Source organism: Burkholderia sp. AU17457 (assembly GCF_002223255.1).
Taxonomy (GTDB): domain Bacteria; phylum Pseudomonadota; class Gammaproteobacteria; order Burkholderiales; family Burkholderiaceae; genus Burkholderia; species Burkholderia sola.
Map to the genome: position 1 here is coordinate 992844 of NZ_NKFB01000008.1, position 16043 is coordinate 1008886.

13 protein-coding genes are annotated in these 16043 nt (G+C 67.6%); 4 read left to right on the plus strand and 9 right to left on the minus strand.

Going from position 1 to position 16043, the window contains the following annotated elements; genetic code table 11:
- Positions 1-117 precede the first annotated feature (117 nt).
- Positions 118-951 carry a response regulator transcription factor gene (locus CFB49_RS34410; protein ID WP_069619856.1) on the plus strand — a complete coding sequence of 278 codons (834 nt, stop codon included), beginning with the start codon at positions 118-120 and terminating at the stop codon, positions 949-951.
- The gene (locus tag CFB49_RS34415) at positions 944-3295 is read left to right on the plus strand and encodes a sensor histidine kinase (protein ID WP_089493612.1); all 2352 of its coding nucleotides are present in this window, start codon (positions 944-946) and stop codon (positions 3293-3295) included. Before CFB49_RS34410 ends, CFB49_RS34415 begins: the two co-directional genes overlap by 8 nt.
- A gap of 48 nt (positions 3296-3343) precedes the next feature.
- Here CFB49_RS34415 and CFB49_RS34420 read toward each other — a convergent pair whose 3' ends face one another.
- Genes CFB49_RS34420 through CFB49_RS34440 form a run of 5 tightly spaced genes read right to left on the minus strand, consistent with a single transcriptional unit; the run spans position 3344 to position 8327 of the window.
- Positions 3344-3631, minus strand: coding sequence for a hypothetical protein (locus tag CFB49_RS34420; RefSeq protein ID WP_069620105.1), 288 nt, complete (start codon positions 3629-3631; stop codon positions 3344-3346).
- A 33-nt stretch (positions 3632-3664) separates the two neighbouring features.
- Positions 3665-4753, minus strand: a complete 1089-nt coding sequence (gene yjfF / locus CFB49_RS34425; protein WP_069619854.1) for a galactofuranose ABC transporter, permease protein YjfF — start codon at positions 4751-4753, stop codon at positions 3665-3667.
- On the minus strand, positions 4750-5793 hold the full coding sequence (locus CFB49_RS34430; protein WP_069619853.1) for an ABC transporter permease: 1044 nt from the start codon (positions 5791-5793) through the stop codon (positions 4750-4752). The genes yjfF and CFB49_RS34430 overlap by 4 nt, the downstream gene beginning before the upstream one ends.
- A complete protein-coding gene (locus tag CFB49_RS34435; protein ID WP_089493613.1) occupies positions 5790-7304 on the minus strand; it encodes a sugar ABC transporter ATP-binding protein in 1515 nt (504 codons plus the stop codon). Before CFB49_RS34435 ends, CFB49_RS34430 begins: the two co-directional genes overlap by 4 nt.
- Positions 7305-7364: 60 nt before the next feature.
- Positions 7365-8327, minus strand: coding sequence for an ABC transporter substrate-binding protein (locus CFB49_RS34440; RefSeq protein WP_006482235.1), 963 nt, complete (start codon positions 8325-8327; stop codon positions 7365-7367).
- 373 nt (positions 8328-8700) lie between these two features.
- On the opposite strand from CFB49_RS34440, the gene CFB49_RS34445 reads away from it, so the two are divergent.
- The gene (locus tag CFB49_RS34445) at positions 8701-9729 is read left to right on the plus strand and encodes a DNA topoisomerase IB (RefSeq protein WP_089438020.1); all 1029 of its coding nucleotides are present in this window, start codon (positions 8701-8703) and stop codon (positions 9727-9729) included.
- A 274-nt stretch (positions 9730-10003) separates the two neighbouring features.
- Complete coding sequence (gene proP, locus CFB49_RS34450) at positions 10004-11473, plus strand: glycine betaine/L-proline transporter ProP (RefSeq protein WP_069619850.1); 1470 nt, start codon at positions 10004-10006, stop codon at positions 11471-11473.
- Positions 11474-11528: 55 nt separating this feature from the next.
- Here proP and CFB49_RS34455 read toward each other — a convergent pair whose 3' ends face one another.
- The 4 genes from CFB49_RS34455 to CFB49_RS34470 form a co-directional block, all read right to left on the minus strand.
- Positions 11529-12353: an alpha/beta fold hydrolase gene (locus CFB49_RS34455; RefSeq protein ID WP_089493614.1), complete on the minus strand. Its 825-nt coding sequence runs from the start codon at positions 12351-12353 to the stop codon at positions 11529-11531.
- Between the two features lie 147 nt (positions 12354-12500).
- The gene (locus CFB49_RS34460) at positions 12501-13490 is read right to left on the minus strand and encodes a LysR substrate-binding domain-containing protein (protein ID WP_069619848.1); all 990 of its coding nucleotides are present in this window, start codon (positions 13488-13490) and stop codon (positions 12501-12503) included.
- A 608-nt stretch (positions 13491-14098) separates the two neighbouring features.
- Entirely contained in the window at positions 14099-14950 is an 852-nt protein-coding gene (locus CFB49_RS34465) for a ferritin (protein ID WP_089493754.1), read from the minus strand.
- Positions 14951-14979: 29 nt separating this feature from the next.
- Positions 14980-15927: a fatty acid desaturase family protein gene (locus tag CFB49_RS34470; RefSeq protein ID WP_089493615.1), complete on the minus strand. Its 948-nt coding sequence runs from the start codon at positions 15925-15927 to the stop codon at positions 14980-14982.
- Positions 15928-16043: the final 116 nt, after the last annotated feature.

Consider the following 16043-nt stretch of genomic DNA (forward strand, 5'->3'; position numbering starts at 1 on the left):
CGCCGCACGGAATCCTCACTATCGACGCGGCTGTCGACATATAATTTTTTGCAATAATCGTACAGATTGCGATGCCTCCGACCTGACACGCCACTCCTTTCCAACGCGTTCGCAACCATGTCATCCCGCCTGTCCAGTTCGGCGTCGCCACGCACCACGCCGGATCTCGCCGGCGCCCATATTCTGATCGTCGACGACCGCCCGAACGACCTGCGGCTCCTGACCGAAATCCTGCGCACCGCGCAGTGCCGGATCAGCGTCGCGTTCGACGGGTTGCAGGCCTACCACCGCGCGCAGGCCATCGCGCCCGACCTGATCCTGATGGACGTCCGCATGCCGCGCATGGACGGTTTCGCCGCGAGCCGGCTGCTGGCGTCGACGCCGTCGACGCAATCCATTCCGGTGATCATCCTGACGGCCGCGGGCGATCTCGAGGATCGGATCGCGGGGCTCGAAACGGGGGCGATCGACTACATCATCAAGCCGTTCGAACCGGCGGAAGTCATCGCGCGCATCCGCAATCACCTGAAGCGGGTGCGGCGCAGCCAGCCGTTCGCGCACCTGCCCGAACTGCCCGACAACCCTGACGCGGCGCTCGTGCGCGCGGCGAGCGACGTGCTGCTGCGCGACCTGCGCCATCCGCCGGCCCTCGAAGATCTCGCGAAGCAGGTCGGCACGCACGAAAAGCGGCTGTCGCGCGTGTTCCGCGATCATCTCGGCCAGACCGTATTCGAGTACCTGCGCGACACGCGGCTGCGCGCCGCGATGCACTTCCTGTCGGAAACGTCGATGGGGATCGGCGACATCGCCGAGGAAATCGGCTTCTCCACCCCCGGCAATTTCGCGACGGCGTTTCGCGAACGCTTCGGCATCACGCCGTCCGACTGGCGACGCCAGCGCCACGCGGTCGACGCGCCGGCCGCGCCGGGCGGGCGCCACGGCGATGCGTAGGCGCTACGCGGCATGGGCGGCGGGAGATCGTGCGTTTCGCGCGTTGCTCCTGCTTCTGGCGGCGCTGGCCGCCACGTGCGCGACGGCGCGTGCCGCTGCCGCGCCGAATCCCGCGCCACTCGAAGCCGTATCGGTTTTCGAAGACGCCGGCAAGACGCTGTCGGCCGACGCAGTCGCCGCCCGGCTCGCCGACCCGGCCCGCCACGCGGCCGCTGCCGCCCCTCCCGTGTTCAACGTGTCGTTTTCGCGCTCGGCCTGGTGGGTTCGCGCGACGCTGGTCAACCGCGACAGCGAGACACGCCCGCTGGTGCTCGCGATTCGCGACGCGCGCGTCGACCGCGCCGACTTCTACGTCGACCGGCACGGCCAATGGACGCTCGAGCGCAGCTTCCCGACCGACCGCGGCGACGCGCTCGATGCGCCGTCGCGCTACCCGACTCTCGACGCCACGCTGCGCGCGGGCGAACAACTCCCCGTGCTGATCCGCATCACGTCGCGCAAGGAAATGCGGCTTGCGCCGGCCGCGTTCACCCGCGACGCGTGGATCGCGCAGGAACTGCATGCGTCGATGTGGAACTTCGGGTTCTTCGGCGGGCTGCTCGCCCTCGTCTGGTGTGCGCTGCTGATCGGCTTTTTCTCGCGCAGCGGCGTGTTCCACGTGCTGGCCGCGCTGACCCTGAACACCGCGCTGTTCGAAGCGGCGTACCGCGGCTATCTCGCGATGCTCCTGTCGCCCGGCGCGCGCGAGTGGTCGACGCGCGGCGAAACGATCTTCGTGTACCTGTCCGTCGCGTGCTTCATCGCCTTCATCCTGATGGTCTCGCATCGCGAGAAGGCGAACATCCCGATGCGCGCGGTGTACGTGGTGTTTCTCGCGCTCGAATGCGCGGGGATGACCGGCGCGGCGTTCGGCGATCTGGCGACCTTCGCCCGGTTCTGCCTGTGGCTGAACACCGTGCTCGCGCTCGTCAACATCAGCCTCGCGCTGATGCTCGTGATCCGGCGCACCCCGACGGCCCGCGTGATGCTGATCGCGGTCGGGTTCGCGACGTTCAACATGCTGATCCGCATACTCGACGGCCGGGATGCGTTGCCGTCCGTGCTGTCATGGATCCACTCGGACGTCTTTCCGAACCCCGTCATCGCGATCATCGGGCTGGCGACGCACCTGCTGGTGCTGGCCGCGTGGATCCACCACGTGGGCCGGCAGCGCACCGAGGCACGCAAGCGGCTCGAACACTGGCAGCTCACCGAGCAGGACCGGCTGCGCGACGAGGTCGCGCGGCGCACGGTGGCGCTCAACGAAGCGTTGCAGCAGTCGAAGACGCACATGCAGCAGAAGATCGAGACGCTCGGCTATGTCAGCCACGACCTGCGCGCGCCGCTGTCGACGATCAACGGCTATGCGAAGCTGCTGCTGCAAGGCGCGACGCGCGGGCAGGCGCGGTTGATCCGGTCGATCGACCGCAGCATCCGCTACCAGCTCGCGCTGATCGACGAATTGCTCGCGTTCACGAAGGCCGAACTCCAGCCGCTCGGCGTCGCGCCCGATCGCACCGACCTGCCCGGGCTGCTGGACGACATCGGCCACTACGCGGCCGCGCTGTGCGAGCAGCAGCACAACCGGTTCGTCTATCGGCCGGTCACGGCGCTGCCGCGCACGGTGCTGATCGACGGCATTCGCCTGCAACAGGTATTGCTGAACCTGCTGTCGAACGCATCGAAATTCACGCGCGACGGCACGGTCGCGCTGTCGGTTCACGCGTCGCGCGAAGGCGATGCGTGGCGCCTGCTGTTCGAGGTCGCCGATACGGGCATCGGCATCGACATCGCCGCGACCGATGACATCTTCCGCGCGTACCAGCAGGTGCAGGCGGTGAACGGCGGCACCGGGCTCGGCCTGTTCATCGCGCAGCGCATCGTCGCCGCGATGGGCGGCGAGCTGGCCGTCGCAAGCCAGCCGGGCGTCGGCACGACGTTCTCGTTCGCCGTCGTCGCGCCGGCCCTCGGCCATGCGCTCGCGCCGGCGTCGGGGCTCGTCAGGCGGTTCGATCCCGCCGTCGAAGCGGAACCGGCCAGCGCCGCGCCCGCGATGCGCTGCCCGCCCGCCGACGCGCTCGCCGAATTGATCGCGCTCGCCGGCGAGGGCCGGCTGACCGATATCGAGGAATGGCTCGGCCAGTATGCCGACGAGCCGGACCATGCGCCGTTCGCGCAGGAAGTGCGCGCGCACCTCGATGCGCTGGACTTGCATGCGATCGAAAAACTGGCCGGCTCGCTGAAACGCACGCGCGTCGCGGATACGTCGTTCGACACCGAGGCGGACACGACCGGGCCGGCCTGACGGCGCGGACGCGGGCGGGCGGCATGCGCCGGCATGCGACCGCGCGCATCATTCCACCGCGGTTCCCTCACGCTGCCGATCGGCCCGCTCGACCACGCGGGCCAGCCGAATGATGTCGGTCAAGCCGAATTCGCCGGCATCCGGGCGCGGGCGGCCATGCTCGTCGGCCACGCGCATCGCGAACGCCAGCGCTTCCGAGCGCTCGCGCAGCAGCACCCGCAGCGCGTCGGCCACGATCCGGCAATCGCGCGCGTCGCCCAGGTCGAGCAGCGGCCGACGGCCATGCTCGACGGCCAGCGCATCGGCCATGCCCGTTGTCAGATCATCGCGCTTCATCATGTTCTCCTCGCGCAAGGGGGGTCGGTCGAACTACGACCGCCGCATCGTCGATACCAGCGCGATGTCCTCTTCGGGCGGCGCCGGCCGCGCGGCGGCGGCGGCCTGCGTCGGCCGCCGCGCACCGAGCCCGGTGCCGCCGGTGCGGCGCCGCGTCGCGTGCCGCTCGATGACCCGCTGCAGCACGCAGAACACGCACAGCAGCGCGCCGATCACGATCCGCGTCCACCACGAACTCAGCGTGCCGTCGAACGTGATCAGCACCTGGATCGTGCCAAGGATGCCGACGCCGAACACCGAGCCGATCACGTAACCCACGCCGCCCGTGAGCAGCGTGCCGCCGATCACGGTCGCGGCGATCGCGTCGAGCTCCATCCCCTGCGCCTGCAGCCCGTAGCCCGACAGCACGTACAGCGTGAACACCACGCCGCCGAGCGCCGAACAGAAGCCGCTCAGCGCATAGACGCCGATCTTCGTGCGCGCGACCGGCAAGCCCATCAGCAGCGCCGAGCGTTCGTTGCCGCCGACCGCATACACGTTGCGGCCGAAGCGCGTGAAATGCGCGACGTAGATCGCGACGGCCAGCGTCGCGAGCGCGATCAGCGCACCGGCGCTCAGCATGCCGCCGCCTAGCGGCACGCTGATGCCCGCGATCGCATGGAACGCCGGCGCGTTGATCGTGATCGACTGCGTCGTGATCAGGAAGCACGCGCCGCGCGCGAGAAACATCCCGGCGAGCGTGACGATGAACGGCTGCAGCCGGAAGTAGTGGATCAGCGCGCCCATCGCCGCGCCGTACAGCGCACCGAACGCGAGCACCAGCGGCACGATCACCCACACGGGCCAGTGCAGCCGTTCGGCGCCGACCGCGCAGAAGATCGTTGTCAGTGCAACGACCGAGCCGACCGACAGGTCGATGCCGCCCGACACGATCACGAACGTCATCCCGATCGCGACGATCAGCAGGAACGCGTTGTCGACGAGCAGCCCGGTCAGCACCTGCATCGAGAAAAAGCCCGTGTACATCACGGACCCGAAGCCGAACAGCGCGGCGAACAGCACGATCGTCACGACGATCGGCAGCGTGCGCGGATCGGCGAGGCGGCCAAGAAAACGGGTCATCGCGGCGTCGCTCCGGTGGTGGTGGCGCGCGATCGCGCGGAAGGCAGCAGCCGCGACGCATGCCGCACGAGCAGCGCGCGCGCCGCGTCCGACTGGATCAGCGTCACGACGATCACGACGACCGCCTTGACGACGAGCGTCGCCTCCGGCGGCACGCCGATCGAATAGGTCGTGTAGGTGAGCGTCTGGATGATCAGCGCGCCGAGCACCGAGCCGGCGAGGCTGAAGCGGCCGCCGAGCAGCGACGTGCCGCCGAGCGTGACGGCGAGGATCGCGTCGAGTTCGAGCAGCAGGCCCGCGTTGTTGCCGTCGGCGCTGCGCACGTTCGAGCTCGCGAGAATGCCCGCGAGCGCGGACATCACGCCCGAGCACAGATACACGCCGAACACGATCGCGCCCGAGCGCAGCCCGACGAGCCGCGTCGCGACCGGGTTCACGCCGATCGCGCGAATGAACAGCCCGAGCGCCGTGCGGTTCACCAGCAGCGCGATCGCGCCGATCGTCGCAAGCGCGATCCACACCGCGCACGGCACGGTCGCGAGATAGCCGCCGCCAAGGGCGAGGTAGCCGGGCGCGCCGATCGGGATGATCTGGCCGCCCGTCAACAGTTGCGCGATGCCGCGCCCGGCCACCATCAGGATCAGCGTCGCGATGATCGGCTGCATTCCGACGAAGGCGACGAGCAGCCCGTTCCACGCGCCGGCCAGCAGCCCGACGCCGAGCGCGGCCGCCAGCGCCGTGCCGACTTGCGACGGGTCCGCCTCGAGCACGGTCGCGGCCGCCGCGCCGGCGATCGCGACGATCGCGCCGACCGAGATGTCGATCCCGCGCGTCGCGATCACGAGGGTCATGCCGAGCGACACGATCACGAGCGGCGCCGCGCGGTTCAGGATGTCGATCGGCGCGCCGAACAGATGGCCGTCGAGCAGCGCGATCGACAGGAAGCCCGGACGATGCGCGACGTCCAGCGCGAACAGCAGCGCGAGCGTCAGCACCGGCCACGCGAGCGAATGACGAAACAGCGTGCGTAGCCACGTCATGACTGGCCTCCCGCGATCAACCGGTAAACCTGCTCCTCCGACGCATCGGCGCCGCTCAGTTCGGCGACCTTGCGGCGGTCGCGCAGCACCGCGATCCGGTGGCTCACGCGCACGACCTCGCCGATCTCCGACGAGATGAACAGGATCGCGAGCCCCTGCGCGCACAGCGCGAGCACGCGCTCCATGATGTCGAACTTCGCGGCGACGTCGATGCCGCGCGTCGGCTCGTCGAGAATCAGCAGCTTCGGGTCCGTCGCGAGCCAGCGCGCGAGCAGCACCTTCTGCTGGTTGCCGCCCGACAGCAGCCCGATCGGCTGCTCCGCGTCGCGCGCCTTGATGCCGAGCCGGGCGATATACGTGTCGGCGATCTCGCGCTGGCGCGCCCGACCGATCAGCCGCCACCAGCCGCGCCGCGCCTGCAGCGCGAGCACGATGTTCTCGCGGATCGACAGCGCGGCGACGATGCCCTCCTTCTTGCGGTCCTCCGGGCAATAGGCGATGCCGTTGCGCACCGCGTCGTGCGGCGACGCGAGCCGCTTGCGCGCGCCGTCGATCTCGATCGCGCCGGTATCGGGGCGCGCGGCGGCGAACGCCAGTTGCGCGGTTTCGGTGCGGCCCGAGCCGAGCAGCCCGGCCAGCCCGACGATCTCGCCGGGGCGCACGTCGAGATCGAGCGCGCTCATCATCCCGCGCCGGCCGACCTGCTGCATCGACAGGAACGGCGCATCGGCCGCGGCGGTGCGCTCGACCGCGGCGGCGCCGGCCTGCAACGTGTCGGACATGCGCTCGCGGCCAGTCATCTTCGCGACCAGCACGTCGACCGGCAGGTCGCGCGCGAGGTACTCGCCTTCGCGCTCGCCGTTGCGCATCACGGTGATCCGGTCGGACACCGCATAGGTCTGCTCGAGAAAATGCGTGACGAACAGGATCGCGATGCCCGACGCCTTCAGCCGGCGCAGCACGTCGAACAGCCGCGCGACCTCGCCGTCGTCGAGGCTCGACGTCGGCTCGTCGAGAATCAGCACGCGTGCGTCGACCGACACCGCACGCGCGATCGCGACCATCTGCTGCACCGCGATCGGATACGAGTCGAGCGAACGCGTGACGTCGAGCGCCAGGTCGAGTTCGGCGAGCGCGTCGCGCGAGCGTGCATGGATCGTCTTCCAGTCGATCGCGCCGCGCCGCATCGGCTGCCGGCCCGCGAAGATGTTCTCCGCGACCGACAGGTTCGCGCACAGGTTCACTTCCTGGTAGAGCGTCTGGATCCCGGCCGCCTCGGCCTCGCGCGGCGCGGCGAAATTCACCGGCGCGCCGCCGACGCGAATCTCGCCCGCATCGTGCGCATGCACGCCGGTGAGCACGTTGATCAGCGTCGACTTGCCCGCGCCGTTCTGGCCCATCAGCGCGTGGATCTCGCCCGGAAACAGCCGGAAGTCCACGCGCTGCAGCGCGCTGACGCCCGGAAACGACTTGTCGATGCCGATCATCTCGACCACCGGCGGACTCTGCATGCATCCTCCCTCGAAGCGTCGCCGGGCGGTGGCCGCGAGGCCGCCGCCCGGGCGGACAGGTCAGTACTTGCGGGTCGGCAGCACCTGCGCCGCGACGTTCATCGGGAACACCGTCTCGTTGGTCACGATGCGCTTGGGCAACTGCTTGCCGGCGACCACGTCCTTCACCGCGGTCATCAATTGCGGGCCGAGCAGCGGGCTGCATTCGACGTCGACGTTGATCTTGCCCGCGACCATCGCCTGGAAGCCGCCCTTGGTCGCATCGAACGACACGACGCTCACGTCCTTGCCGGGCTTGATGCCGGCCTCTTCCATCGCCTGGATCGCGCCGAGCGCCATGTCGTCGTTGTGCGCGTAGACGACGTTGATCTGCTTGCCGTAGGTCTTCGCGAACGCTTCCATCACCTGCTTGCCGCCGGCGAGCGTGAAGTCGCCGCTCTGCGATGCGATCACCTTGAATTTCGGATTGTTCTTGATCACTTCGAGCAGGCCGGCGCGGCGGTCGTTGGCCGGCGCGGAGCCGACCGTGCCCTGCAGCTCGACGATGTTGATCGGGCCGGCGTCATTCTTGTAGCGCTCTTCGAGCCAGTGGCCCGCGCGCCGCCCTTCCTCGAGGAAGTCGGAGCCGATCATCGTCACGTACAGCGACGGGTCCTTCACGTCGACGCCGCGGTCGGTCAGGATCACCGGGATATGCGCGGCCTTCGCTTCGGTCAGCACCGGCTCCCAGCCCGATTCGACGACCGGCGAGAACGCGATCACGTCGACCTTCTGCGCGATGAACGAGCGGATCGCGCGAATCTGGTTCTCCTGTTTCTGCTGTGCGTCGGAAAACTTCAGGTTGATGCCGGCGTCCTTCGCCGCGCTCTTCACCGATACGGTGTTCGCGGTGCGCCATGCGCTTTCCGCGCCGACCTGCGAGAACCCGAGCGTGATCGGCTTTTGCTGCGCGTGCGCGCCGCCTGCCAGCACCGTCGCCGCGGCGACGATCGCGCCGGCCGCCAGCTTCCTGATGAATGTCATGGTCCGTCTCCGATGATGTCGTTGTGTGCCGCGGCGCTGTTGTGTTTCTGCGTGGCGCTGGCGCGGATCGGGCTGCGCCGGCCGGCGTGTCGTGCCGGCGCGGTATACAGGCCCCGCATCAGTGTAGGAACAAGTCCGATAACCTTCCAATGAAATATTGGATTGGGGCGATGCCGGAATCGGCATGCGTATAAACACCTAAGCATGCGAGCAAGGCCGGGCGGCGCGGCGCACGGTTCTTGCTCCCTGGCCATGGCTGTTCGCACCCCATGTCACACGCCCGCCCTTCACGCGAACCCAAGGAGACAAGCATGATCGCTGCCCGTGAGCGCGGGTCGCCGCGCACCGCCGCCGCCGGCCGGCGCGTCGCGACATGAAGCGGCCCGCTTCGAGCGCCGTCGTGGCGCTGCGCCATGTCGACGACCGCCAGCCCGGCTACACGCGCCGTCGGCTGCGCAACGGCTTCGCGTACTACGGGCCGGACGGCGCGCGGCTGCGCGATGCCGACGAAATCGCCCGCATCGACGCGCTGGCGATTCCCCCCGCGTACACCGACGTGTGGATCTGCATGGACCCGCGCGGTCATCTTCAGGCGACGGGTCGCGACGCGCGCGGCCGCAAGCAGTATCGCTATCATCCGCAGTGGCGCGAAACCCGCGACGCGAACAAGTACGCGCGGATGGCCGCGTTCGCGCGGGCGCTGCCGCGCATCCGCGCACGCGTCACGCGCGATCTGGCGCTGCCGGGCATGCCGCGCGATAAGGTCGTCGCGACGATCGTCCGCTTGCTCGATACGACGCTCGCGCGGATCGGCAACGCGGAATATGCGCGCGAAAACGGCTCGTACGGGCTGACGACGCTGCGCAAGCGCCATTTGAAGATCCAGCCCGGCCAGGTGCGGCTGCGCTTCGCCGGCAAGAGCGGAATCGAGCACGACGTGACGGTCGACGACGCGCGGGTCGCGCGGATCGTGCGACGCTGCGCGGAGCTGCCCGGGCACGAGTTGTTCCAGTATGTGGACGACGACGGCGTACGCCATCCGGTCGGGTCGTCCGACGTGAACGACTACCTGCGCGAGGCCGGCGGCGCCGATTTCACCGCGAAGGATTACCGGACCTGGGCCGGCAGCGTGCACGCGCTCGGTTTGCTGCGGCGCATCGAGCATCGCGGCGTCACGCACGCGCGCAAGCAGATCGTCGAGACCGTGCGCGCGGTGGCCGACCTGCTGCGCAATACGCCGGCCGTGTGCCGGCGCTGCTACATCCATCCGGCCGTGCTCGACGCGTTCGAGGCGGGCACGCTCGCCGCGCTCGCGGTGCGGCGCACGCCGCGCGGCCTGCGCGCGGATGAAGCGGCGTTCGTCGCGTTGCTGGTATCCGCGAGCCGGCGCGCGGCCAGATGACCGTGCACGCCGCGCGTCCGCCCGCCGGGGCGAAATCGGCACCGCTTCCCCGCGTGTCGTTTACCACCGGGTTCCGGGCGCATGACCGATAGCCGCTCGCGCCCGTTTCTCTAAACTGGTTCGCACAACACACCTGCCCGGTGCTGTCCGCCGCGCGCGTCACGCCACCGGCATCGAGGCATCCCCGAGCTATCCGCCTTCGCTGTCCGCCGGCCCGCACGCCCCCGCTGCATTCCCGCCGGTCGCGCCGCCAAGGCCATTCCAGGAGAGATCATTGAGTTCGTCGCAAGCGCACCCCGCGAAAGCCCGGTCTTCGCGCCAGTCCGTCAAGCTGGATGACATCACGATCGTCGACCCTGCCGTCCTCAAGCGCGCGGTCGGCGCGATGGCGTTCGGCAACGCGATGGAATGGTTCGACTTCGGCGTCTACAGCTATATCGCCGTCACGCTCGGCAAGGTGTTCTTCCCGTCCAGCAGCCCGTCCGCACAGTTGCTCGCGACCTTCGGCACGTTCGCGGCCGCGTTCCTCGTGCGTCCGCTCGGCGGCATGGTGTTCGGCCCGCTTGGCGACCGCATCGGCCGCCAGCGCGTACTCGCCGCGACGATGATCATGATGGCCGTCGGCACCTTCGCGATCGGGCTGATCCCGAGCTACGCGTCGATCGGCATCATGGCCCCGATCCTGCTGCTCGTCGCGCGCCTCGTGCAGGGCTTTTCGACCGGCGGCGAATACGGCGGCGCGGCGACCTTCATCGCCGAGTTCTCGACCGACAAGCGCCGCGGCTTCATGGGCAGCTTCCTCGAATTCGGCACGCTAATCGGCTATACGCTCGGCGCGGCCACGGTCGCGCTGCTGACGGCCACGCTGTCGCAGGAAGCGCTGCTGTCATGGGGCTGGCGCGTGCCGTTCTTCATCGCCGGCCCGCTCGGCCTCGTCGGCCTCTACGTGCGGCTCAAGCTCGAGGAAACGCCGGCCTTCCAGAAGGAAGCCGAAGCACGCGAAGCGGACGAGCGCGCGCGGCCGAAGCAGCGCTTCGCGACGCTGCTCGTCGAACAGTGGAAGCCGCTGCTGCAGTGCGTCGGCCTCGTGCTGATCTTCAACGTGACCGACTACATGGCGCTGTCGTACCTGCCGAGCTACCTGTCGGCGACGCTGCACGTGCGCGAATCGCAGGGCCTCTTCATGGTGCTGCTCGTGATGGTGCTGATGATGCCGATGACGCTGTACGCCGGCCGCCTGTCCGACAAGGTCGGCCGCAAGCCGGTGATGATGGCCGGCTGCGTGGGCCTGCTCGTGCTGTCGGTGCCCGCGTTGATGCTGATCCGCACCGGCGGCATGTTGCCGATCTTCGGCGGGATGCTGATCTACGGCATCCTGCTGTCGACGTTCACGGGCGTGATGCCGTCGGCGCTGCCCGCCCTCTTCCCCACGCGGATCCGCTACGGCGCGCTCGCGATCGGCTTCAACGTGTCGGTGTCGCTGTTCGGCGGCACGACGCCGCTCGTCACCGCGTGGCTGGTCGATCGCACCGGCGACCTGATGATGCCCGCGTACTACCTGATGGGCGCGTCGTTCATCGGCATCGTATCGGTGCTCGCGCTGCGCGAGACCGCGCGCCAGCCGCTGCCGGGCTCCGGACCGTGCGTCGCGAGCCGCGCGGAAGCGCTGAGCCTCGTGCGCGGCGGCGCCGACGAAGCACCGGTGCGCAACCGCAAGTTCACGGCGGTCAGCGAGCGCGCGTAACGCGGGCCGGTGCGACGCCGCGCGGCTTGCGCGGGCGTCGCCACTCGCGCGATCGTCAGTTCGACGACAGTTGCTGCGCGTCGAACCAGTCGAGCAGCGTGCGCGTGACGAACGCGGGATTTTCCAGGTTCGAGATATGGCCGGCGTCGGGCACCAGCGCATGCGCGCAACCGATCACGCTCGCCATCTTCACGGTTTCCGACGGCGGGCGCGCCATGTCGCCCGCGCCGCACATCAGCAGCGTGCGTGCGGCATCGAGTTCGGCGAGTGTCGCGAGCGTATCGGGCCGGCCGAAGATCAGCCGGCCGAGCGGCGCGATCGATTGCCGCAGCCGGTCGGCCGGCAGGTTCGCGAGCGCGTCGCGAAACGCCGTCGGCACCGGGTCGTCGAGATTGACGTCCGGCCGGAAGAACAGCGGCACGATCGCGTCGAGCAGCGGCGGCGCGATGCGGCCCGCGGCCTCGATCGCGTCGAGCATCGCGAAGTAGCGGATGCGCGTCGCATCGGGTTCGGCCTCGAGCGACGCATCCATGATCACGAGCGAGCGCACGCGCTGCGGCTCGCGCAACGCGAGCCGCGCGCCCCACATGCCACCGACGCTGAGTCCGACGATCGCGCACTGTTCGATCTCCAGCGCGTCGAGCAGCGCGCTCGCGTGCGCGGCGAGATCGTCGAGCGTGTGCGTGCCGTCCGGCAGCGCGCCCGATTCGCCATGCCCCCAAAGATCCGGCACGATCACGCGATACCGGCGCGACAGTGCGTCGATTTGCGGCGCCCACATCGTCGCGTCCCATAGATAACTGTGCCCGAGCAGCACCGGAAAACCGGCGCCGTGATCGAGGTAGTGCAGGGTACTGCCGTGAATGCTGTGTGCGGGCATGCTGTCTCCGGATGTGAGGACGCGGCGGGGGCCCGGAAACGGGCGCCGCGGTCGGCGGCGTTCTGCAACGAACGCGAAGCGGCGCATCATCGCACAGGTTGCAGTTGCTGCGCATGACGCCGCGCACGGCGCATGCGCCGCGCCGCGCTATCCGACGCGATACATCGGCAGCACGTTGCTGCCGCCGATGCCCGGCTCCGCCTCGAGCGAATGACACGCTTGTTCGAGCAGCCAGTTGGTCAGCACCGCAATATCGAATTCGTTGCACGCATCGGGGTTCTGCACCAGCACGTAGCTGCCCGATGCAACGGTGCAGTACGGGAACAGCTCGACGAGCCGCCCCTGCTTCAGCAGCCCGTCGACCAGCGGCCGCCTGCCGATCGCGATACCGTGGCCGTCGACCGCGGCCTGGACCAGTTGATCGTACTGGCTGAAGTGCAGCGCGCCGGCCGGCCGCAGTCGCGGCACGCCGAGTTCCTTCAGCAAATGGCTCCAGCCGTGCCACGGCCATTCGCCGCGCGGGTCGTCGAGGTGCAGCAGCACGTGCTTGTCGAGGTCGGCCGGCTTCATCGACGCGGCGTCGCCCGCCGCCACCAGGCTCGGGCTGCACACCGCGACGACACGCTCGCGAAACAGCACGTCCGTATCGTCGGTCGACGTATACGGGCCTGCATAGCGCACGGCCAGGTGCAAACGTTTGCGTTTGAGATCTTCGATTTCGCTCGTGGCCGACACGCGCACGTCGATGTCCGGATAACTCGCGCGGAACGAACCGAGGCGTGGAATCAGCCACAGCGCGGCGAACGAGACGGTGGTCGACAACGAGATGGCGCGCTGGCCGACACTCGACGACAGCTTGCCGACCACCGACTCCAGGTCGGACAACGCGAACGAGATCGCGTCGTACAGTTCTCGCCCCTTGTCGGTCAGCGTCAACGAACGAATGTGCCGATGGAACAGCTCGATCCGGAGCTGCTCTTCGAGCGCCTTGACCTGCCGACTCACGGCCGATTGCGTGACGTTCAGTTCCTGCCCCGCCCGCGTGAAGCTCAAATGGCGCGCCGCGCATTCGAAGCCTCTCAGGAAATCCAGCGAAGGCAGACTTCTCAATCGCTTTGCCAATCTCACATTAGCCATACCGCCGCCTCAAAGTTGCACCCATCGACACACAAGTCGCCGTTCGTCTCCGTGAATCGTCTCTCCCATTTGGATTGGGAAACGATTTTATATTGAAGCATGGATGCACATCATTCTTATTTTCAATCGTGGCATCTGTATTTATCTATCGATTTTCATCGCATCGATATGCTTACATAAACATTATTCGGTAGTGATTTTGTAAATTACTGGGCGAACGAATCCAGCACTGTCAAGACAGCCGATAAATCCCCGCAAAAACATGGAATTACCGTCAAAGCACGACGCTATCGCATCGGTTTCGCCGTACAAGCAAGTGCAACCTCCGATTCCTACAATTCAATTTCAACTACCCGACTTTTAATTTTATTTCCCAGATTGCGAAAGGCAAACGGTCAGCAACATACACGGAAAATGCCGTTTAAATCCCGAATCCAGTGTTTACATAAATTTACTAAACGGATGAAATTCAAAGCCGCCATGCAATTTCAAGCAACTGATGCGCCGATTATGTCCGGAAATGATTAATTCGTCGGTCGGCGTGCATGGCGTTCGCATATCGGCCGGATTCCGGCCTGCGCGACGCGACAACTGGGCGCGTCGATCCGCTACGGGCGACCCACCGCGGCATTCGTCCGCGCGGCCACTTCGCGACGATAGCGGTTCAGTTCCTGCGCGGTCGCGAACGTGCGCTCGAACAGGATCGACAGGTTGTGCAGGATCCGCTCGACGACCTTCTTCTCCCACTCGCCGTCGAAACGGATCTGCTCGTCGAGCCAGCGCTCGAGCCATTCCGGATCCGGCAGCCGCGACTGCACGGTATCGCGCGGGAACAGCGCCTGATTCACGTGCAGGTTGGTCGGGTGCAGCGGCTTCTCGGTGCGACGCGCCGACGCCATCAGCACGCCGATCTTCGCGAATGCGGCACGGGCGACGTCGCCGTGGTCGTTCAGCGCCTTCTTCATATAGCGCAGGTAGGCGCCGCCATGACGCGCTTCATCGCGCGAAATCGTTTCGTAGATCTGCTTGATGACGGGCTCGGTGTGCCAGTCGGCCGCGCAGCGGTACCAGTGGTTCAGGCGGATCTCGCCGCAGAAGTGCAGCATCAGCGTCTCGAGCGGCGGCGCCGGATCGAACTCGAAACGCACGGCGTGCAGTTCCGCTTCGGTCGGCACCCTCTGCGGCCTGAAGCGGCGCAGGTATTCCATCAGCACGAGCGAATGCTTCTGTTCCTCGAAGAACCACACGCTCATGAACGCGGAAAAGTCGCTGTCGTGCCGGTTGTCGCGCAGGAACATCTCCGTCGCGGGCAGCGCCGACCATTCGGTGATCGCGTTCATCCTGATCGTCTCGGCCTGCTCGTCGGTGAGCAACGCGGCATCGAACCGGTTCCACGGAATATCCTGCTCCATGTTCCAGCGAACCGCTTCGAGCGATCTGAACAGGTCCGGATAGAGCATCGTCGTCCCGAGATAGTCGGCAGCGGTGGTCACGCCGATTGCGTGGACGCCGGCGCAACCGCTTCGGCATCGGGCTCGCGATCGTCCCGATCGTCGTCCACCGAGCGCGGCGTCAGCCGGCCGCGCAGCAACGCGTAGTAGAACTGCCGGTACGTGCGGTGGTAATAGCGGATGCGCGGCGCGATCGCGCCATGCAGATCGTGCAGGCGCTCGATCGGCAGGTTCGGCATCATGTGATGCTCGACGTGATAGTTGTTGCCGTTCGTGAACCACGTCATGAACGCGTTGCTCTCGATCGTTCGCGTGTTGCGGAACGGGTCGGTGCTCATCAGGTCGCAGCGGTAGTGCTCAGGCATCTCGACCAGCGCATGCACGGGCGCCGCGACGCACACGAGCGGCACGACCCACACCCAGACGACACACCACGTGTGCAGCGCGAACGACAGCGCGGCCAGCAGCGCGATCGTCGCCGCCATCAGCAGGTAGTCGCGGCGGATCGCACGCGACACGAGCGCGTTGTCGCCGAAGCGCGCGCCCGGCACGACGAGCTTCGCGACGTTCTTCGCGAACTGGATATAGTGCGCGGCCATCGACAGCCGCCACGCCCACAGGCCGACGTTGACGACGGGGCGCGCGCCGTACTGGTCGCCGTAGTCGAAGAACTCCTTGTTCGCCGGCGTGCCGAGCAGCCGGTGATGGCGCAGGTGGCTGTCCTGGTAGGCGTGGAACGACACGAGCATCGGCATGCCGAGCAGCACGCCGAACACCATGTTCAGGCGCTTGCTGCGGAACCCCTGGTAATGCAGCGCCTGGTGCTGCAGCTCGACGCCGTGCGCATACATCGCACCGATCATCAGGATGCCGACGATCTTCAGGATCACGAGCGCCGACAGCGCGAACATCATCCCGTGCGCGATGAGCGCGACGTACACCGCCAGCTTCAGCGAGAAGACCACGCCGCTCGGGCGGCTCTTCATGTCTGCAACCGATTTCGTGCGGGCGACCAGCGATGAGGTGACGGACAAGACGCTCTCCTTGAGCCGGGCCCTGCCCGGCACGATGACGCGGCGGCGCTGGCGCGCTGCCGGGATGC

Bases quoted from the DNA above. Each gene is read 5' to 3' on its own strand.
- CFB49_RS34455 (WP_089493614.1), bottom strand. From the start codon at position 12,353: ATGCCCGCACACAGCATTCACGGCAGTACCCTGCACTACCTCGATCAC.
- CFB49_RS34435 (WP_089493613.1), bottom strand. From the start codon at position 7,304: ATGCAGAGTCCGCCGGTGGTCGAGATGATCGGCATCGACAAGTCGTTT.
- CFB49_RS34410 (WP_069619856.1), top strand. From the start codon at position 118: ATGTCATCCCGCCTGTCCAGTTCGGCGTCGCCACGCACCACGCCGGAT.
- CFB49_RS34470 (WP_089493615.1), bottom strand. From the start codon at position 15,927: ATGAAGAGCCGCCCGAGCGGCGTGGTCTTCTCGCTGAAGCTGGCGGTG.
- CFB49_RS34430 (WP_069619853.1), bottom strand. From the start codon at position 5,793: ATGACGTGGCTACGCACGCTGTTTCGTCATTCGCTCGCGTGGCCGGTG.
- CFB49_RS34440 (WP_006482235.1), bottom strand. From the start codon at position 8,327: ATGACATTCATCAGGAAGCTGGCGGCCGGCGCGATCGTCGCCGCGGCG.
- yjfF (WP_069619854.1), bottom strand. From the start codon at position 4,753: ATGACCCGTTTTCTTGGCCGCCTCGCCGATCCGCGCACGCTGCCGATC.
- CFB49_RS34460 (WP_069619848.1), bottom strand. From the start codon at position 13,490: ATGGCTAATGTGAGATTGGCAAAGCGATTGAGAAGTCTGCCTTCGCTG.
- CFB49_RS34465 (WP_089493754.1), bottom strand. From the start codon at position 14,950: ATGCTCTATCCGGACCTGTTCAGATCGCTCGAAGCGGTTCGCTGGAAC.
- CFB49_RS34420 (WP_069620105.1), bottom strand. From the start codon at position 3,631: ATGAAGCGCGATGATCTGACAACGGGCATGGCCGATGCGCTGGCCGTC.
- CFB49_RS34445 (WP_089438020.1), top strand. From the start codon at position 8,701: ATGAAGCGGCCCGCTTCGAGCGCCGTCGTGGCGCTGCGCCATGTCGAC.
- CFB49_RS34415 (WP_089493612.1), top strand. From the start codon at position 944: ATGCGTAGGCGCTACGCGGCATGGGCGGCGGGAGATCGTGCGTTTCGC.